This window comes from Thalassovita mediterranea (assembly GCF_001458435.1).
Taxonomy (GTDB): Bacteria; Pseudomonadota; Alphaproteobacteria; order Rhodobacterales; family Rhodobacteraceae; genus Thalassobius; species Thalassobius mediterraneus.
On the sequence record NZ_CYSF01000005.1, the window covers coordinates 64,162 to 83,234 of the forward strand.

Consider the following 19,073-nt stretch of genomic DNA (forward strand, 5'->3'; position numbering starts at 1 on the left):
ATGGGCCGATTTGATTTCCGCATTGCACAACTGAAACCTGCGCTGATTTATTAGAAGATCAACTCCTGCGGGGCAGGATAGCCGTAATGGCCGCGAAGCGGTCGTGAACCTGTCCATATTTTGACAAATTGTCTGAATACCTCGGGAGTGTACTTAAATCAGTTGCCTTATTGCCGTTAGTTGAGTGTAGGAATGAACCCGTTTGTAGTGAGTGCCGTGGCCCGTCTGTTTGACACCGCTTCCGCCCCATGTGGCGGCCAGGTCTTTGGGACCTGCTTTGCTGTGCCGCGCGCAACTGCTGCCTTTTCCGTATCCTACGTTTCGACACGTCTTGTTGCCGAAGGGCAGGTGTCGGCATGAACGGAACCTTCCTGACATACGGAAATGACCTGCTGACGGGCGCCACAGTGGCGGCCAGCGGTGATCAGTTGACCATCAACAGCGGCAGCGCTGCCTTTGGCGACGGGCAGGTTCTGATCTGGGATGTGGTCGATGCTGCAGATGATGGCAGCTTCACCAGTGCGACGACAATCACAGGCGTCACAGTCTATGCAAGCTACGCCGACTATCAGGCGGCAAACCCACTATACACCTATGGCGGCACCGCATCCGTGGGAACCGCAGCAGCAGATATGGGGAACGCCTATCTGACGCTGGACCTCAGCAGCTTTGCCGCGCCACAGACGGGTGCGCCTGTTTTATCGACCACTGTTGTTGCACCAGGCAGTGATCTGACGGCCGAAGGTCTGCCGCAAACGCTAGATCAGATGCAGGATCTGGATGGTGCAGGGGGCGCAACAGCTGATGGAGTCTTCACGCTGGACGCGGCGCATCTTGCCTATCATGGCGGGGGCAATGAGCGCTATGTGATCGACGGCACCGATGGTGACGACGCAATCGGGTATGATCTGGCCCCTGACGCCGATGGCGATCGCCGTGATTCAGGCGATGCTGCGGATGGGTCGGACGATGACGTGATCCGCGCCGGTGCAGGCAATGACAGCGTTTTTGCCGGCATGGGCAATGACGTTGTTTTCGGCGGTCACGGCAACGACAGCCTACTGACCGGCGAAGGCGACGATACCATTCACGGCGGCGCGGGCGATGACACTGTACGTGCTGGCGTTGGCGCTGATCACATCTATGGCGGCAACGGCAACGACAGCATCGAAGGATTTGATGGTGGTGATTATATCGTCGGCGGCGACGGTGATGATTGGATGAACGGCGACCGCGGGTCGGACACGATGTTCGGCGGTGCGGGCAACGACTGGATGCGCGGATCCTTCGGCAACGAATGGATGGAAGGCGGCACCGGCAATGACTTTATCTGGTCGGGTTATGGCGATGACACCATCCGGCTGGAAAACGATTTCGGCAATGATACCATTGAGATGGAAGGTATTGATGAGGTCACAGGCGACGTTCTGGACCTAACTGCCATCACCGATGACCTGACCATTGACCTTAGCCACAACCTAGAAGGTTGGGGCAGCCTCAGCGATGGCACCTACACTGCCACCTATGAGGACGTGGAAAACCTGCGGCTGGGATCGGGCAATGATACCTTGCGCATGGCGGACTACGGCGGGCGCGATGCGGTGCAGGGTTTCCGTTTGCCGGACGAAAACCCTGATGGCAGCTTCACCGTCTATGACCGTTTTGACCTGTCGGCCATGACCGATGAGGGGGGCGAGGCATTAGGCCCCGGCGATCTGCGTATTCAGGTCGATACCGACGGCAGCGTGATGCTGCTCTTCCCCAAGGCGGAAAGCATCACCCTGACGGGGATCACACCCGATCAGATCACTGGCTCTGACATGCTGGAGGCGATGGGCCTGCCCGCGACAGAGGTTGTGGTGCCCGGCAGCGACGGCGTGGTGCGCGGCACCGATGGCGACGACACGATTGATGGCGATTACACCGGTGACGCCGACGGTGATGTTGTGGACGGCGGCGACAATGAAACCCCGGGCGAAGGTGCGGATGATGACCATATCGAAGCGGGGGATGGAAATGACCTGATCCGCGCGGGCGTTGGCGATGATCTGATCTACGCCGGTGAGGGCAACGATACAATCTATGCCGGTGACGGCCATGATGAGGTACGCGCCGGCGCGGGCGACGACCTGATGATCGGCGGGATCGGCAATGACTCGATGTATGCGGGTGAGGGCAACGATACCCTGATCGGCGGCGGCGGCTCTGGCTGGATTCACGGCGAGGCGGGTAATGACGCCTTTTCCATCGGGGACGGCGATATCGCCTTTGGCGGCTCTGGCGATGATATCTTTGAAATTCAGTATGACACGCTGGGTTTCGATGTTGAAATGACCATCACCGGCGGAGAAGACGGCGAAAGCGCAGGCGATCACCTGAAAATCCTCGGTCCGGCGACAATCACCTATGATCCTGATGATCCCGAGGCTGGCACTGTCTCTTGGGACAATGGCGCGCGGCTATACTTCTCGGAAATCGAGAAAGTTCATCATGTGCCTTGTTTCACTGCCGACACGATGATCCTGACTCGCGACGGCGAGCGCCGCGCCGCTGATTTGCAGGTCGGTGATATGGTGATGACCCGCGACGCTGGATTCCAGCCGATCCGCTGGATTGGCAGCCGCCGTTTGGGCGCGGCTGAGGTGGCCGCGATGCCTGATCTGCGTCCTGTCCATATACGCGCTGGCAGTCTGGGCGCAGAACGGCCGTCCCGCGATCTGACTGTATCACCGCAGCACCGGATGTTGGTTCGCGATCCCAAAGTATCCCTTTGGTTCGGTGAAGAAGAGGTACTGGTGCCCGCCGTTCAGCTGACCTGTCTGGACGGCGTGCAGCGTGGTGAAACCGCGCCTGTGACCTATGTGCACCTGATGTTCGATCAACACCAACTGGTGCTGGGTGATGGCGCGTGGAGTGAGAGCTTCCAGCCAGGCGATTACACCTTGGCGGGATTGGACGCGCCACAGCGCGAAGAGCTGTTCAAGCTGTTCCCTGAACTGGCGGTGGAGGCAACAGCCTATAGCGCCGCGCGTCCGACGCTCAGCCGTCATGAGGTGGCAGTACTGTTTGCCTGACTATCCGCGGCGTGCCCGCCACGCGGCCCATGCCTCGGGCGTGTCGAGGTCAGTGAGCGCGTGATTTTCTGGCAGGTTGATCAGCTTTACCGGTCCATCAAATCCCTTCACCACAGAGCGTGCGCCTTCGTCGCCCTGTAGCTGCGACAGGGCTGCGAAACACCGGGATGGGAAGATCACTGGATGCCCCGCCTGACCCGATGCGCTGGCGCCGCGGGTGATCTGATTAGGGCAGTGTGCGCTGACGACGCACCGTAGATCATGCGCCGTCAGTTCGGGCATATCGGCGGGTAATACCATCACGTTTTCAATACCTTGCGGCAGACACCTGATGCCGGTGCGCAATGATGCCCCCATGCCTTCCGCAGCATCCGGCACGGCAATCGGGATCACACCTTCTGGCAGCATTGAAGTCCTCAGGTGGGCTAAATCAGGCACGCAAACGCAAACATCCCAACCCGTTTCAAGCGCCGCCTCTGCCACGCGGGTTAACAGCGGCTTGCCATCCACATGCTCGGCCAGTTTGTCACGCGGCACGCCCGCAGCATCAAATCCCATGCGGGATGAGGCGCCTGCGGCCAGGATCAGGATCGCGCCGCCAGCCATCACAACATCACAACTTGCCGATTTTCAGGCGGGTGACACGGTTGTCTTTGCGTTCGATCACGCGGAACCGGAACCCGTGGAAGGAGAAGACCTGACCTACGGTCGGGATCATCTGTGCTTCATGGATGACCAGACCAGCGATGGTGTTGGCCTCTTCGTCCGGCAGGTTCCATTCCAGCGCACGGTTGAGGTCACGGATGGTCATCGCGCCTTCGACCATGAATTGTCCGTCTTTGGTTCTATGGACCTGACGCTCATCTTCGTCGTCGTATTCATCGGTGATTTCACCGACGATTTCTTCCAAAATGTCTTCTAGCGTGATCAAACCTTCGAGTGAGCCGTATTCATCCACCACCAGCGCGAAATGGGCGCGGCGGCGCAGGAATTGGCGCATTTGGTCATCCAGCGTTGTGGTGTCGGGCACAAAATAGGGTGGGATCGCAACGGAACAGATGTCAAAATCCGTCAGCCCCTCGCACTCAGGACCAAAGGCGCGTTTATGAATAGCGCGCAGCAGCTCCTTGGCGTGGACCACACCGATAATGTTGTCGGGATCATTGCGCCACAGGGGCAGGCGGGTGTGGGGGCTGTCCATACATTGTGCGACGATTACCTCTGGGTCATCATCGGCGTTGATCATTTCGATCTGACTGCGGTGCAGCATGATCTCATCCACCGCGCGATCACCCAGATCTAGTGCGCCAAGAATACGGTCGCGGTCTTCCTTCTCAACCACGCCTTCGGATCGGCCCAGCTGCAGCGCGCCGGCGATTTCCTCGCGCACCGCCAGAATGTGGCTGTCGGGATCGGTTTTTACCCCAAACACCCGCAACACCCCACGCACCAGCCAGCGCACGGCGCTAACGATAGGGGAAAAGACGGTGATCACGATGGCGATGATCGGCGATGCCTTGGCCGCTGCGGCCTCGGGGTTGGTGATGGCGTAGGTTTTTGGCAGCACCTCGGCAAAGATCAGGACGAGGAGGGTCATCACCAAGGTCGCCAGCGCTACGCCGCTTTCACCAAACAGGCGCGTGAACAGCGCCGTCGCCAGCGATGTGGCGAGGATGTTGACAAGGTTGTTGCCCAACAGGACCGAACCGATCAGCCGTTCGCTATCCTCGGTAATGCGCAGGGCACGCGCGGCGCCGCGCGATCCCTTGTCCGACTGGCTGCGCAGCTTGCCGCGCGAAGCGGCAGTCAATGCGGTTTCTGAACCGGAGAAAAAGCCAGACATGACCAGCAGAAACAGGATTGCGCCTGCCGTGCTCCAAAACGCGGTGTCGAGGGTTATTCCGTTGGTGATCAGGTCGGTGTCCATATCGTGGTCCAGATGCGGGTTCATCGCGCCGGCGCAAAACCCAGTTCAAAGAGGTGTTTAACTGGTTATGGGGTGGGCGGCGGCGCGGATCAAGGGGCTGCGCGCCACGATAGATCAGACGCTGTCGTCTTCGGCCGCACCTTGGGCCAATGGGTGATGGTCCAGCACCAGTTGTTTCAATCGTTCTTCTTGAACGTGGGTGTAAATTTCGGTCGTGGCCAGATCAGCATGGCCGAGCAGGGTCTGGATCACCCGCAAATCAGCACCATTCGCCAGCAGGTGGGTGGCAAAGGCATGGCGCAAGGTGTGCGGTGTAACTTCAGCCGGTGGCACACCCGCGTTCAGGGCAAACCCCTTGATCATCTGGAAAAAACGGTGCCGCGTCAGGTGCCCTAGTTTGCCCCGACTGGGAAACAGATAGGGGCTGGGCGGTGTGCCTTTTTCGATGCGGGCAATTTCTTCGATTTCATCGCGGTGGGTCAGCCATTCGGCCAATGCAGCGCGGGCCGGTGGGGATAACGGGACAATACGTTCTTTGTCCCCTTTGCCAGTGATCAGCAAAACCCGTGGGTCGCCACGGCAGGCATTGACCGGCAGCGACACCAGTTCACTGACCCGCATTCCCGTTGCGTAGAGCAATTCCATCAGGCAGGTGCTGCGTAGGCGGCTGCCCTCTTTTTGGTCGGGATCGCGTGCGGCCTGTAGCAGCGCTTCGACATGCGCCTCGCTCAGGGTTTTGGGAAGACGCTTGCTGCGGCCAGGTCCGGATATCTGGATCGCCGGATTGCTGTCACGCCAGCCTTCTTCAAAGGCGAAGCGATAAAGCTGCTTGATGGCAGACAGGCGGCGGGCGCGTGTGGATTGCGACAGCCCCTCCGCCTCGCAGTCGATGAGGTAGCTTTCGATCTGATCACGGGTCACACTGGCAAAATCAGATGCTGCACGGTCCAGCCAATCAGAAAAGTTTCGCAGGTCGCGTCCGTATGCCGCGAGCGTGTTTTGGGCTGCGCCCAGTTCGGCGGCCTGCGCGTCAAGAAAGGTTGAAATCCAGCGGACACTATCACTGCTACCGTTGCTGTGGTCGTTCAAAGCGTGCCCCGTTCCAGAATAAGAATGTGCAATGCAGCGCGTCGCGCCGTGTCTTCCAGACCCAGCGCACGGAATGTGGCGAGGGCGACCGGCAATTCCTTCACCTCACCTGCGACGGCGCGTTGATATAGCAACATTGCGCGTAAGATGACTTCGCCCAAACGGCGATCTGCCATGTCTGCCTGAAACTGAGCGGGCAGGGCGAGGGTTGCAAACCCTTCGGCGACATAGCGTTCCAGCGCAGTTTGTGCTGGTGCGCTGCCCGGTTGCCCTTTGGCCAGCGCGGTGAGGAAGGCCGATTGCGGCAGCACGTCACCCATTTTTAGGGCCGCTGCCTCATAGTCAGGTGACAACAGCGCTGTGTGATAGGCGGTTTCTGCGACCGCCCCGCTCAACGGTAGGGAAATCAGATCCTCTGCATAGATTTTGGCAAATGGTACCTCTAGGCGCGCCAGTTGCATCGCCTGAACCGCGCGCGGCAGGGTGTTGGCTACGGCGCTTGGGTCACGGGCACGCAGGGCTATATCGAACCGTTGCACCGCATCCACACGATCCCACAATCCGCCAGATGCAGCAGGCAGGCGTTCCGAATAAATCCCCAGTAAACGATTGGGTGACAATGCGCCCGTCTGGGCCAGCCGTTCCGCGGCCTCAATCCGTGCTTTCCATCCGGCGGTGCCACGCAGGTCCGACACTGCAAACGCCCGAGGTAGAGGGGCGGTTGGCAGGGCCTCGCCCACTGCTTCGCGCAGCCGGAACACCAGCGGGGTGGGGCGCACCGGCGGATGCGGTAGCGGATCACCCTCAAACAGTTCGGGATCAAGAAACAGGTTCAAAAGCGCCCGTTCCTGCGGATCAATCAACCCCAGCGCATTGCTGGTTTCCAGCGTCAACGCGGCGGTACGCCAATCACCAGTGCGCGCGGTGCAAAAAACCCGCGCGGCCTGTGATGGGCTAAGGTAAGGCGTCGTTTGCAGTTGGCGACAGGCGCGATCTTCATCACCGGTCATCAGGGTGGCATTGAACCAACGCTTGAACAGTGCAGGACTCGTTGCGCCACTGGCATCCAGCATTGCCTGCACGGCCTCAACCGCCCCGAGGTGCATCAGCGCGTCAAGGCGCGCGGTCAGCAGTGATGGCGCGCCTGCTTTGGTTGGTGGCGCCTCCGCTTCGGTCAGCAGGAGGGTGTAAAACAGCGCTTGCATCGACGGCAGTGCCTGCAAACGTTGGGCCAGCATCAGATCCGCAAGAGTGGCCGCATCCGAATGACGCCAAAGATCCGCCGGCAAGCCTGTTGCCTGTGATGATAGCAAACCAACCGCATCCGCCGTCGGCGCCCCTAACGGGGTGACATCTACTGTCGGTACAGATGCACCGCCGCTAGTTGGCGGCTCCACTGGGCGGGTCGGGTTGATAATCGGTGTATCAACGGGATCGTTCAGCCAGTCGATGGCAGACAAAGGGGCCTGTGACGCCAGCGGAACCTGCGCCAGTGCTGTTGTGCCAACCAGAGAAAATGCAAATGCGCCGATTGCAGATGCTATGCGCGCCAAGCGCCTGTTAGCCTGCATCCAGCACCACATTTTCACGGATTTCCTGTTGCTGCGGCGAAAAGTCAGCGCCCAACCATGGCCCGATATAGGCATAGGCCACCAACGCGATTGCCGCGACAAGTACCAAAAGAAAAAGCCATTTGATCAGACGCCCCATAGTCCTACTGCCCGCTGCTTGTGATTTTCTTTCACTTATAACTGGCAATTTCGCCAAGATCACGTCATTCAGTGATCAAAAGTAAAAAACGGCAGAGGTTGGCCGAGACGCGGGGGCATCATGGCGTGGAAGCTGAAGAAAACGGTTGTGCTGGTGGGCATGATGGGGGCGGGAAAAACCGCTGTGGGCAAGGCGTTGTCTGCCAAACTGGGCGTTCCATTCCTTGATTCGGACGCCGAAATTGTGGCTGCGGCCAATATGGAAATCGCTGAAATTTTTGCCCGCGATGGCGAAGCGTTTTTTCGCGACAAAGAAAGCCAGGTCATCGAACGCCTCTTGGGCGATGAACCGTGTGTGCTGTCTACTGGTGGGGGTGCCTTCCTAGCAGAACGCAACCGCGATGCCATTTCCGCGCAAGGCGTGGCTGTGTGCCTGCAGGCCGATCTGCAACTGCTGTGGAACAGGGTGAAGCACAAAGACACCCGCCCGCTGCTACGCACCGCCAATCCCTACGCCACGCTCAGCGAGATTTATGCCGCCCGCGCGCCGATCTATGCGCTGGCCGACCTGAAGGTTCCGGTGGAGCCGAGCTATTCCATTGAAATGACCTGCGACAAGGTGGTCGGCGCCTTGCTGACCCGCCAAGATGTGCTGGAGTGTGAGACATGACCCTGAACCCTGCCGTTGAAACCGTTCATGTCCCGTTGGGCGATCGCGCCTATGATGTTCTGGTCGGTCCCGGCCTGCTGGCCGAGGCGGGCGCGCATATCGCCCCTCTGCTAAACCGCCCGCGTGTGGCTGTGGTCAGCGATGAAAACGTCGCTAGCTTGCATCTGGATGCCCTGCGCGCTGGTCTGGCGGCCGCGGATATTGACATGGTGTCGATGACCCTGCCTGCGGGTGAAGCAACAAAAAGCTGGCCGCATTTTGAACGCACCGTCGAATGGCTTCTGGCCGAGAAGGTTGAACGTAACGACATCATTGTCGCCTTTGGTGGCGGGGTGATCGGCGATCTGGTGGGCTTCGCCGCCGCCAGCCTGCGCCGTGGAGTGCGCTTTGTTCAGATCCCGACCAGCCTGCTGGCGCAGGTGGACAGCTCCGTAGGCGGCAAAACCGGTATCAACGCACCGCAGGGCAAAAACCTGATCGGCGCCTTTCACCAGCCATCGCTTGTTCTGGCCGATACCGAGGTGCTGGGCACCCTGACCAAACGCGATTTTCTGGCTGGCTACGGCGAGGTGGTAAAATACGGCCTGTTGGGTGATGCGGCCTTCTTCGACTGGCTGGAGGCAAACGCCGAAGATGCAGCGGCGGGTGATATGGCCAAGCGTATCTATGCGGTCAAACGCTCGGTTGAGATGAAGGCAGACATCGTCGCCCGTGACGAGACAGAGAAGGGCGACCGTGCGCTCTTGAACCTTGGCCATACCTTCTGCCACGCGCTGGAAGCGGCGACCGGGTATTCCGACCGCCTGCTGCATGGTGAAGGCGTGGCGATTGGCTGCGCCTTGGCGTTCGAAGTGTCATCGCGTCTGGGGCTGTGTAGCCAAGAGGCGCCAAGTCGTGTGCGCGAACACCTGTCCCGCATGGGTATGAAGGTGGATCTGAAGGATATCCCCGGCGACCTGCCTGACGCCGACGCGCTGATCGCGCTGATGGGGCAGGATAAAAAGGTGGTCGGCGGACAGATCAACTTCATCATGGCGCGCGGCATTGGTGAGGCGTTTGTAACCAAAGACGTTGACCTGACAGTGGTGCGCAACGTGCTGGATGAGGCGCTGCAGCTTAAAAGCTAACGCGTCCAAAAGGCACATTTAAACCACATCTTTTTTCCGATCCCGTTTTGCGGCAATAGCCCCCCTTGGATGCTGATCACCAAGGATGGCTAGGGATGCGACGTTCGGAATTGTTGATGCCTGCGGGCAACCTGCGCAAGTTGAAGATGGCGATTTTATACGGCGCCGATGCCGTCTATCTGGGTACGCCGGATATGAGCCTGCGCACGAAATCGCAGTTCTCACTTGAAGAGGTGATCGAAGGGGTGGAGTTTTGCCACGCCCACGGCAAACGCGCCTATCTGACGTTGAACTTGTTCAGCCATAACAAGGACATCCCGAAACTGGATGAATACATCCAGACCATCCGCCGCGTGAAACCCGACGGGCTGATCATCGCGGATCCGGGCGTGTTCACCTATGTGAAAAAACATGCGCCTGAAATTCCGCTGCATATCTCGACGCAGGCAAACGTCTGTTCGTGGCTGTCGGTGGATTTCTGGAAAGACCAAGGCGCCGCGCTGGTGGTTTTGGCGCGGGAGGTGTCTTATCCCGAACTGGCCGAAATCCGCGAACACTGCCCCGATGTGAAGCTAGAGGCGTTTGTGCACGGCGCCATGTGCATGACCTATTCGGGCCGCTGCCTATTGTCGAACTTCATGGCCGAACGCGGCGCGAACCAAGGCAACTGCGCCAACTCCTGCCGCTGGAACTACGGCGTGCGGATGCGGCTGAAGGATGGCACGGTCGAAGATTTGAACATCACCCCAGAAAACGCTGATATGTTTGAGTTTCTGCTCGAAGAAGGCTGCCGCCCCGGGGAGCTGATGCCGATCGAAGAAGATGGCCGTGGCAGCTACATCATGAACTCGCGCGATCTATGCATCATGCCGAAACTGGACGATTACCTGAAAATCGGTGTCGATTGCCTGAAGGTCGAAGGCCGCGGCAAATCCGAATACTACTGCGCCATCGTCGCCCGCGCCTACCGCATGGCGATTGATGCCTATTACGAAGATCCCGAAAATTGGGATCCGAAGCCGTATATGGAAGAGCTGGAAACCGTCGGCAACCGTGGCTACACGCTGGCCTTCCACGACGGGCGGTTGACCAACTACGCCCACGGCTACGAACACACCGCCGCCATCGCGCAGTGGGAATATGCCGGTGTGGTTGTGGGTGTCGAAGACGACGCCTTCCTCGTTGAGGTGAAGAACAAGCTGGAACCGGGCGATGTGCTGGAATTCGTCTCCCCCATCGCGCGCGAAACCGTTCTGTTGCGGATGTATGAATTTGAAGAGGCCAAAACAGGCGCAATGAAGGATGTGATCCACGGATCCACCAAAACCGTGATGCGGGTACCCTTTGCCCTCTTTGATCATGAGGATACTGATTGGCTACGCGCCCAGTTCCCCGAATACACCGTGATGCGCAAGGAACGCGCGCTGACGGACGAACAATGGGCGCGGATCAAGCTGGACAAGGTGGTGCAGGGGATCGAAGCGTCCGGCACCGACCGCCCCAAAGCCTATGAGCGGTCGCGCGATAAATTGGTCGATGCCATCGGTGAAGGCGGCGAAGAGCGCCGTCACAAAACCAACCGCGTCGGCGTCGAAGGTTGCTGCGGCCGCGGCTGCAACGGCTGCCTGATGTTCTGGCAAGACCCGCAGTACGAAAAGGCACGGGGGGAGTTGCTGAAACGCAAGCAAGGCGCGCAGTTGAGCCGGGCTGAGGCGAAGGCGTTGAAATTACCGGCGGCGGAGTAGGGCGGGCGTAAAAAAATGTGTCAACGATTGATGGTCAGCACCTCACGAGCCAATTAATAAGCTGATAAGCCGATCTGAAAAATGCAACTCAGAGATAAGTGAGGGTAAGATTGCCAGATTGCCAATTTATGAATTTTGATTGTGCCGATGAGCTAGACCAGCCCATCTATAGAATTATGAAAGAGGAGCACGTCCTCAAGATGTTCGAGGATCGGCGAAGTGCAATGAGTAAGGTGGAGAACTGGAAGGACAATTTCGAAAACTTCCTCATGAAGTGCGGTCGCGAAAGAAGCGGGGGCAGGCATGACGACACAGTAAGACAAGGGATAGTTGCCCAGTGCTGGACCAAGGAAATTTATTCCGAAGCTATGTGGGGCATTTATGCGAATGACCGCAACACGCGGTTTTTACGTATCCGATCGACGCCAAGAAAATTGTTGGAGGCGTTGAGATGTGCAAAGCCAAATTTAGAGAAAGAACTTTGCCGAATAGGGAAGGTTGAATACAAAAAGACGAATGAAATTAGGCGGTGGTATTATCGACATAAAAGTGACGAGGTTAATCCTCGACAATTGTTTGAATCCCTTTTGCGTAAACGAAAGGCGTTCTCTCACGAGAACGAAGTTCGTTTAATGTATTGTGCTAAGACTATTCCTTTAGATCAGGAGGGACTATTTTGGTACGACGTTGATCCTAAGTCCATGATTACCCAGATCATGGCAGACCCGAATCGAAATCGCGAAGATTGGACTGACGAGAAAGAAAAGATACAGTCAAAAACCAAGTTCTGCGGAGAAATAAAACGATCAAAAATCTACGATGCGCCAGATTGGTAGATTAGGTTTTTATGGCGCCGACGGTTCTTGAAGAACACGCGGTTGGCGTCGGCCTGTATAAGTCTATTAATACAAAAAACACCCGCACCAACCAAGGTGCGGGCGTTCTCTATTCTCAATCTCTCCGGCGCTTACTCAGCCAGTTTCACCAGTGCGTGACGTTTCTTGCCTGCGGACAGTTTGATCGGCTGTGCCAGCTTCGCGGCGTCGACCATCAGGCCTGCATCAGTCAGGTTTTCGTCATCCAGCTTGGCGCCGTTTTCCTTGATCAGGCGTTTGGCGTCTTTGCCGGATTTGGCCAGACCGGTTTTCACGATCAGCTGAACGATGGACATGCCGTCGCCCAGCTCATCGGCGCTCAGCTCCAGCGTCGGCAGGTCGTCACCCACGCCGCCCTTTTCAAACACTTCGCGCGCGGTGGCTTCGGCTGCGGCTGCGGCCTCGGCCCCGTGACACAGGGTGGTGACGGCGTTGGCAAGGATCACCTTGGCGTCGTTGATTTCCTGACCTTCCAGCGCGCCGAGGCGGTCACACTCGTCCACCGGCATCTCTGTGTAAAGCTTCAGGAAACGGCCCACATCAGCGTCGTTGGTGTTGCGCCAGAACTGCCAGAATTCATAGGGGCTGCGCATGTCGGCGTTCAGCCAGATGGCACCATCGGCGGTTTTGCCCATCTTTTTGCCGTCCGAGGTGGTCAGCAGCGGCGAGGTCAGGCCAAAGATCTGGTTGTCGATCACCCGACGGGTCAGGTCGATGCCGTTCACGATGTTGCCCCACTGGTCCGACCCGCCCATTTGCAGCAGACAGCCGTAGCGGCGGTTCAGCTCAAGGAAGTCATAGGCCTGTAGGATCATGTAGTTGAACTCTAGAAAGCTCAACGATTGTTCACGATCAATCCGCGACTTCACCGATTCAAACGCCAGCATCCGGTTGACCGAGAAGTGGCGGCCAATGTCGCGCAGAAACTCCAGATAGTTCAGACCATCCAGCCATTCGGCGTTGTTCAGCATCAAGGCGCCGTTGTCCACATCCTCCGAGTAGTCGATGTATTTCGCAAACACCTGCTGAATGCCGCTGATGTTGTCGTTGATCGCCGCCTCATCCAGCAGGGGGCGTTCATCGGCGCGGAAGGACGGGTCGCCCACCTTGGTGGTGCCGCCGCCCATCAGGGTGATCGGTTTGTGGCCGGTCTTTTGCAACCAGCGCAGCATCATGATCTGGATCAGCGATCCCACATGCAGCGATTTCGCCGTCGCATCAAAGCCGATATAGGCCGGAACAACACCCTCGCACAGCGCCTCATCAAGTGCTTGATAATCGGTGCAGTCCGCGATGAAGCCGCGTTCCTTCATGACGCGCATGAATTCCGATTTGGGGTGGTAGGTCATTGCTTTTGTCCCTTACAGCTTTGCCAGCCAGTGTATAAGCTGCAACCAACTGGGGGGAAAGATGTGTTTTGCCCCCGCAGGTGGTGTTTGTGGGGCAAGATTTGGGGCAGGCATGAAGAAAGCGGCGGATCAGGGCGCGATTTGGGCGCTGGGGGCGATGTCGGGGACGTCTTTGGACGGTGTGGACGCGGCGATGCTGCTGAGCGACGGCCATGTGATTGAGGCGTTTGGGGATACTGCCTACCGGCCCTATTCGGCAGCGGAGCAGTCAGTGTTGCGCGCCGGCCTTGGCCGCTGGCCGGGTGATGAGGGCGTGGCAGAGGTTGCGGCCTTGGTAGAGCGCGCCCATGCGGAGGTGCTGGGCGGTTTTGAGGGGGCCGAGCTGATCGGATTTCACGGCCAGACGCTGGCCCATGATCCGGGCGGGCGTGGCACGCATCAGGCCGGCGATGGTGCGGCTTTGGCGGACCGTTTGGGTGTGCCGGTCGCATGGGATTTTCGTAGCTCCGATGTGCAGTTGGGCGGGCAGGGTGCCCCGCTGGCGCCGTTTTTCCATTTCGCCTGTGCCAAATGGATCGGCGCGACGCAACCTTTGTGTTTTCTCAATATGGGCGGCGTGGGCAACATCACATGGGTTGATCCGCGCAAAGCGGGGCCAGAGGAGCCGGGCGCGCTGTTGGCCTTTGACACAGGTCCGGCAAATGCACCGCTGAACGACTTGATGCAGGAACGACGCGGGCTGGCCTATGATCAGGACGGAACGTTGGCCGCACAGGGTGAGGTGGTGGATGGCGCGTTAGAACTGTTTTTGGATGACGTCTATTTCCCCAAGATGCCGCCCAAGTCTCTCGACCGTGATGCCTTTGCCGACATGCTGGAATTGGTGCGCGAACTGGATGACGCGGATGCGGCGGCGACGATGACGGGCATGGCGGCGACCGCGGTGATGCTGGGCCTTGATCACTGCCCCAGCCCACCATCGCAGGTGTTGGTCACAGGCGGTGGGCGGCACAATCCTGTGATGATGCAGATGCTGCAGGCGGGTATTGATTGCCCTGTGCGCCCTGTCGAGGATATGGGGCTAAACGGCGACATGCTGGAAGCGCAGGCCTTTGCCTACCTCGCCATCCGCGTGGCGCGCGGTCTGCCGACCTCTGGCCCAGAGACAACGGGCGTTTCTGCGCTGGTCGGCGGCGGCACCGTGAGTGTATCAAGCAAAGGTTAAAGCCATTTAAAACTCCAACGAAAAAGCCAGCCCCATAGGGACTGGCTTTCCGTGAGTGGTGGGATCACAAGGGATCCCTGGGGGTATTGCTTACTTGGTCAGAACGTGGCGCACACTGTTCTGGATTTGGGCAAACGACGCGTCGTCGTCTTCCAGGTTCTCGATGACCGAAGCGGCTTTCTTGACGGCGTCGGCGTCAACCAGGCTCAGGTCGATGTTCGGGGCAAAGGCGCGGATCTGGGCAGCGTCGTAGCCCGATACGTCAGAGGTCATTGCGGAAGCAGCACCGGTCAGGGCGATCAGGGCGGCGGCGGATGCGGTTACGATACGGTTCATGTTGTTAACTCCTAAGTCAGGTTTGTGTGGCACGATGGGGAGGTGGTGCCGTTGGGAAGGGGCGAGGCCGTTGTGGCCTCTCAGCCCCCGAGAGATTTATTTTGTCAGAACGTGGCGAACGCTGTTCTGGATCTGGGCGAACGACGCGTCGTCGTCTTCCAGGTTCTCGATGACCGAAGCGGCTTTCTTGACGGCGTCGGCGTCAACCAGGCTCAGGTCGATGTTCGGGGCGAAGGCGCGGATCTGAGCGGCGTCGTAGCCCGACACGTCAGCGGTCATTGCGGAAGCAGCACCGGTCAGGGCGATCAGGGCGGCGGCGGATGCGGTTACGATACGGTTCATGCTTTTAACTCCTAAGTCAGGTTTGTGTGGCACGATGGGGAGGTGGTGCCGTTGGGAAGGGGCGAGGCCGTTGTGGCCTCTCAGCCCCCGAGGGATTTATTTGGACCAGATTACTTGGTCAGAACGTGGCGAACGCTGTTCTGGATCTGGGCAAAGGACGCGTCGTCGTCTTCCAGGTTCTCGATGACCGAAGCGGCTTTCTTGACGGCGTCGGCGTCAACCAGGCTCAGGTCGATGTTCGGGGCGAACTGGCGGATCTGAGCGGCGTCGTAGCCCGATACGTCAGAGGTCATTGCAGAAGCGGCACCGGTCAGGGCGATCAGGGCGGCGGCGGATGCGGTTACGATACGGTTCATTGTGTTAACTCCTAAGTCAGGTTTGTGTGGCACGATGGGGAGGCGGTGCCGTTGGGAAGGGGCGAGGCCGTTGTGGCCTCTCAGCCCCCGAGGGATTTATTTTGTCAGAACGTGGCGCACGCTGTTCTGGATCTGGGCGAACGACGCGTCGTCGTCTTCCAGGTTCTCGATCACTGAAGCGGCTTTCTTGACGGCGTCGGCATCAACCAGGCTCAGGTCGATGTTCGGGGCAAATGCGCGGATCTGGGCTGCGTCGTAGCCCGACACGTCAGAGGTCATTGCAGAAGCAGCACCGGTCAGGGCGATCAGGGCGGCGGCGGATGCAGTTACGATACGGTTCATGTTGTTAACTCCTAAGTCAGGTTTGTGTGGCACGATGGGGAGGATGGTGCCTTTGGGAAGGGGCGAGGCCGTTGTGGCCTCTCAGCCCCCAAGAGATTTATTTTGTCAGAACGTGGCGAACGCTGTTCTGGATCTGGGCGAAGGACGCGTCGTCGTCTCCCAGGTTCTCGATGACCGAAGCGGCCTTCTTGACGGCGTCGGCGTCAACCAGGCTCAGGTCGATGTTCGGTGCGAACTGGCGGATCTGGGCGGCGTCGTAGCCCGACACGTCAGAGGTCATTGCAGAAGCAGCACCGGTCAGGGCGATCAGGGCGGCGGCGGATGCGGTTACGATACGGTTCATGTTGTTAACTCCTAAGTCAGGTTTGTGTGGCACGATCGGGGAGGTGGTGCCGTTGGGAAGGGGCGAGGCCGGTGTGGCCTCTCAGCCCCCGAGGGATTTATTTGGACCAGATTACTTGGTCAGAACGTGGCGCACGCTGTTCTGGATCTGGGCGAAGGACGCGTCGTCGTCTTCCAGGTTCTCGATGACCGAAGCGGCTTTCTTGACGGCGTCGGCATCAACCAGGCTCAGGTCGATGTTCGGTGCAAATGCGCGGATCTGGGCGGCGTCGTAGCCCGACACGTCAGAGGTCATTGCGGAAGCGGCACCGGTCAGGGCGATCAGGGCGGCGGCGGATGCGGTTACGATACGGTTCATGTTTTTAACTCCTAAGTCAGTTTGCGGGGTCGATCGGGGAGGTGATCGTTGGTGTGTGTCAGTGTGTTGGACTGTGTGTTTGTCCGTCTGACACCAAACAAACTGGGGGCGGATCGGGATGATTAAAACCCAACGAAATCGTCACGGAAATTCACGGCGATGTGTGTTGAAAAGAGGCCCGCGCACAACGGTCCCTGCGCAGCCTTGCACAGGGTCTGTGCGGGTCATGTTTTGCAGGGCTTTGCCCGGATCCAACAGGTTACACCCCACGCCACAGCGCGTGAGGAAAAGGGCTGATTTGGGCGAAAGTACATTTGTCACATAAACGTGTTGAGCAACTTTTTATCGCTTTGTTTCAACACGCTCACAGACCCGCGCGTGATCCTCTCAGGCAGGTGTGCGGAATGGGGGAGGTTGTAACATGGACAGGCTAACATCACTGCCAGATACCGACGCAATTCGGGTTTGGCGTTACGTCTTTTCGCCATTTCGTTGACAGCGCTACCGCGTCATCGCTTACCTGCCCCCGACAAGCCGGCTGCGACAGACGCAGCAACAGGGAGAAGGCCAAAATGACACTATTTTCACCAACCGCAGCCTGGGTTCAGGACGAACACAAGATGTTTGCAGAGAGCTGCGCACGTTTCATGACAGATGAACTGGCACCCAATCAGGACAAGTGGGCCGCGCAGGGAATGGTGGATCGTGATTTTTGGCTCAAGGCAGGGGAGGCAGGCATTATGGCTGGCGCGATCCCCGAGGAATATGGCGGCGTCGGCGGCGGCATCAGCTTTGATGCGATCACAGCCTATGAACAGGCCCGCAAGGGCGACATCGGTTGGGGTTACGGCATCCAATCCATCGTGACACACTATGTAACCGCTTATGGAACCGACGCGCAGAAAGAGCGCTGGCTGCCCAAGCTCACTTCTGGCGAGATGGTCGCAGCCATTGCGATGACTGAACCAGGCACCGGATCGGACCTGAAATCGGTGCGCACCACTGCAACGAAAGATGGCAACGGCTATCTGATCAACGGCTCCAAGATTTTCATTACCAACGGTCAAAACGCCGATCTGGTCATTGTGGTGGCCAAAACGGATAAAGACGCAGGCGCCAAAGGCGTGTCGCTGATCGCTGTTGAGACTGCGGATGCCGAAGGCTACAGCCGTGGCCGCAACCTCAAGAAAATGGGGATGAAGGGCAACGACACCTCAGAACTGTTCTTTGAGGATGTAAAGGTGCCTGCCGACAACCTTTTGGGCCATGAAGAAGGTCAGGGATTTTATCAGCTGATGAAGCAGCTCCCCTGGGAACGGCTGGTGATTGCGATCACTGCACTTGGATCCATCGATTTTGCGTTGGAAGAAACCCTACGCTACGTGAAAGAGCGCAAAGCCTTTGGCAACCGGATCATGGACTTTCAGAACACCCGGTTCAAATTGGCGGAGTGTAAGACGAAGGCAGAAGTTTTGCGCAGCTTCATAAACGACTGCATTGCACGCCTTGAGCTTGGTGAACTCGACGCGGCAACTGCATCTATGGCGAAATATTGGGGCACCGAAGTGCAGAATGAAGTGATGAACGAATGCGTACAGCTTCATGGTGGCTATGGCTATATGCAGGAATACCCGATTTCTCGCATGTATACCGACGCCCGCGTACAGATGATCTACGGCGGCACCAATGAGATCATGAAAGAGCTGATCGCCCGTTCGTTGGACGATTGATACAGAATCGATCAACATCACAAGGCATCCGGAAACGGGTGCCTTTTTCCCGCGAGATACCACTCGCAAAGAGCGCGCCGGTGCAGCTTACTTAGCTTTGCCATCGAGACATGAGAATGCTGATCTGCACCATCTAAGTGGTCCAAATTGATTGTTAGTGCATGATCGGCCATTGGTCCATTTGGACGATAGCCTCTGGCGCGAGCGGAAGACATCACTGACCCGCAAAGCTATGAGGACGCCACCATCGCCCCGATGGGCCGGCGGCTTAATACAGCGGTTTTTAAGGATTACACCCAGAAACAATGAAGCAGTGATCCGCGTAATCTGCCAGCTTCGGCCCGAAAGCGGTTGCAGTTCAGATTTGCTTCCGACGACGGCTATTTTGCCACCGCTATCAGGACATCCCGCGGGGTACTATAGTACGATGATCACGGCAATGCTGGATCACCCTGCGGCTGAACACGCCCTATGGCC

Annotated in this window: 19 protein-coding genes; 7 read left to right on the top strand and 12 right to left on the bottom strand. The window is 58.3% G+C overall.

All coding sequences use genetic code 11. From position 1 onward, the window contains the following. The first annotated feature begins 356 nt into the window (after positions 1–356). A complete protein-coding gene (locus TM5383_RS03280; RefSeq protein WP_058317629.1) occupies positions 357–3,074 on the top strand; it encodes a Hint domain-containing protein in 2,718 nt (905 codons plus the stop codon). On the opposite strand, the gene TM5383_RS03285 is transcribed toward TM5383_RS03280, so the two are convergent. The 5 genes from TM5383_RS03285 to TM5383_RS16825 all read right to left on the bottom strand — a co-directional run bounded on the left by TM5383_RS03285 (position 3,075) and on the right by TM5383_RS16825 (position 7,800). Then, positions 3,075–3,680, bottom strand: a complete 606-nt coding sequence (locus tag TM5383_RS03285) for a nucleotidyltransferase family protein (RefSeq protein WP_058317630.1) — start codon at positions 3,678–3,680, stop codon at positions 3,075–3,077. A gap of 7 nt (positions 3,681–3,687) precedes the next feature. After that, positions 3,688–5,025: an HlyC/CorC family transporter gene (locus TM5383_RS03290; protein WP_370695951.1), complete on the bottom strand. Its 1,338-nt coding sequence runs from the start codon at positions 5,023–5,025 to the stop codon at positions 3,688–3,690. A 90-nt stretch (positions 5,026–5,115) separates the two neighbouring features. Next, positions 5,116–6,090, bottom strand: coding sequence for a site-specific tyrosine recombinase XerD (locus TM5383_RS03295; protein WP_058317631.1), 975 nt, complete (start codon positions 6,088–6,090; stop codon positions 5,116–5,118). Continuing rightward, positions 6,087–7,643 carry a hypothetical protein gene (locus tag TM5383_RS03300; RefSeq protein WP_231725021.1) on the bottom strand — a complete coding sequence of 519 codons (1,557 nt, stop codon included), beginning with the start codon at positions 7,641–7,643 and terminating at the stop codon, positions 6,087–6,089. Before TM5383_RS03300 ends, TM5383_RS03295 begins: the two co-directional genes overlap by 4 nt. Positions 7,644–7,650: 7 nt before the next feature. Further along, a complete protein-coding gene (locus tag TM5383_RS16825; RefSeq protein WP_197407358.1) occupies positions 7,651–7,800 on the bottom strand; it encodes a CusA/CzcA family heavy metal efflux RND transporter in 150 nt (49 codons plus the stop codon). Positions 7,801–7,920: 120 nt separating this feature from the next. On the opposite strand from TM5383_RS16825, the gene TM5383_RS03305 reads away from it, so the two are divergent. From TM5383_RS03305 to TM5383_RS03320, 4 genes are all read left to right on the top strand, one after another. Then, a complete protein-coding gene (locus TM5383_RS03305; RefSeq protein WP_058317633.1) occupies positions 7,921–8,469 on the top strand; it encodes a shikimate kinase in 549 nt (182 codons plus the stop codon). Continuing rightward, positions 8,466–9,596 (top strand): 3-dehydroquinate synthase, encoded by a 1,131-nt coding sequence (gene aroB / locus TM5383_RS03310; protein ID WP_058317634.1) that lies wholly within the window; start codon positions 8,466–8,468, stop codon positions 9,594–9,596. The genes TM5383_RS03305 and aroB overlap by 4 nt, the downstream gene beginning before the upstream one ends. 95 nt (positions 9,597–9,691) lie before the next feature. Then, positions 9,692–11,341 carry a U32 family peptidase gene (locus TM5383_RS03315; protein WP_058317635.1) on the top strand — a complete coding sequence of 550 codons (1,650 nt, stop codon included), beginning with the start codon at positions 9,692–9,694 and terminating at the stop codon, positions 11,339–11,341. A gap of 128 nt (positions 11,342–11,469) precedes the next feature. Then, positions 11,470–12,177: a DUF2971 domain-containing protein gene (locus tag TM5383_RS03320; protein WP_058317636.1), complete on the top strand. Its 708-nt coding sequence runs from the start codon at positions 11,470–11,472 to the stop codon at positions 12,175–12,177. A 131-nt stretch (positions 12,178–12,308) separates the two neighbouring features. Here TM5383_RS03320 and tyrS read toward each other — a convergent pair whose 3' ends face one another. Further along, the gene (gene tyrS, locus TM5383_RS03325; protein WP_058317637.1) at positions 12,309–13,565 is read right to left on the bottom strand and encodes a tyrosine--tRNA ligase; all 1,257 of its coding nucleotides are present in this window, start codon (positions 13,563–13,565) and stop codon (positions 12,309–12,311) included. A 112-nt stretch (positions 13,566–13,677) separates the two neighbouring features. Here tyrS and TM5383_RS03330 point away from each other — a divergent pair, with 112 nt between their 5' ends. Then, positions 13,678–14,790, top strand: coding sequence for an anhydro-N-acetylmuramic acid kinase (locus tag TM5383_RS03330; RefSeq protein ID WP_058317638.1), 1,113 nt, complete (start codon positions 13,678–13,680; stop codon positions 14,788–14,790). A gap of 90 nt (positions 14,791–14,880) precedes the next feature. Here TM5383_RS03330 and TM5383_RS03335 read toward each other — a convergent pair whose 3' ends face one another. The 6 genes from TM5383_RS03335 to TM5383_RS03360 all read right to left on the bottom strand — a co-directional run bounded on the left by TM5383_RS03335 (position 14,881) and on the right by TM5383_RS03360 (position 16,866). After that, positions 14,881–15,126: a hypothetical protein gene (locus TM5383_RS03335; RefSeq protein WP_058316999.1), complete on the bottom strand. Its 246-nt coding sequence runs from the start codon at positions 15,124–15,126 to the stop codon at positions 14,881–14,883. Between the two features lie 96 nt (positions 15,127–15,222). After that, positions 15,223–15,468 (bottom strand): hypothetical protein, encoded by a 246-nt coding sequence (locus tag TM5383_RS03340; RefSeq protein WP_058316998.1) that lies wholly within the window; start codon positions 15,466–15,468, stop codon positions 15,223–15,225. 110 nt (positions 15,469–15,578) lie between these two features. Then, entirely contained in the window at positions 15,579–15,824 is a 246-nt protein-coding gene (locus tag TM5383_RS03345) for a hypothetical protein (protein WP_058317565.1), read from the bottom strand. A gap of 96 nt (positions 15,825–15,920) precedes the next feature. After that, positions 15,921–16,166, bottom strand: coding sequence for a hypothetical protein (locus TM5383_RS03350; RefSeq protein ID WP_058316999.1), 246 nt, complete (start codon positions 16,164–16,166; stop codon positions 15,921–15,923). Between the two features lie 97 nt (positions 16,167–16,263). Next, positions 16,264–16,509 (bottom strand): hypothetical protein, encoded by a 246-nt coding sequence (locus tag TM5383_RS03355; RefSeq protein ID WP_058317244.1) that lies wholly within the window; start codon positions 16,507–16,509, stop codon positions 16,264–16,266. A 111-nt stretch (positions 16,510–16,620) separates the two neighbouring features. Next, positions 16,621–16,866: a hypothetical protein gene (locus TM5383_RS03360; protein ID WP_058316999.1), complete on the bottom strand. Its 246-nt coding sequence runs from the start codon at positions 16,864–16,866 to the stop codon at positions 16,621–16,623. Positions 16,867–17,438: 572 nt separating this feature from the next. On the opposite strand from TM5383_RS03360, the gene TM5383_RS03365 reads away from it, so the two are divergent. After that, positions 17,439–18,596, top strand: a complete 1,158-nt coding sequence (locus TM5383_RS03365) for an acyl-CoA dehydrogenase family protein (RefSeq protein WP_058317639.1) — start codon at positions 17,439–17,441, stop codon at positions 18,594–18,596. Positions 18,597–19,073: the final 477 nt, after the last annotated feature.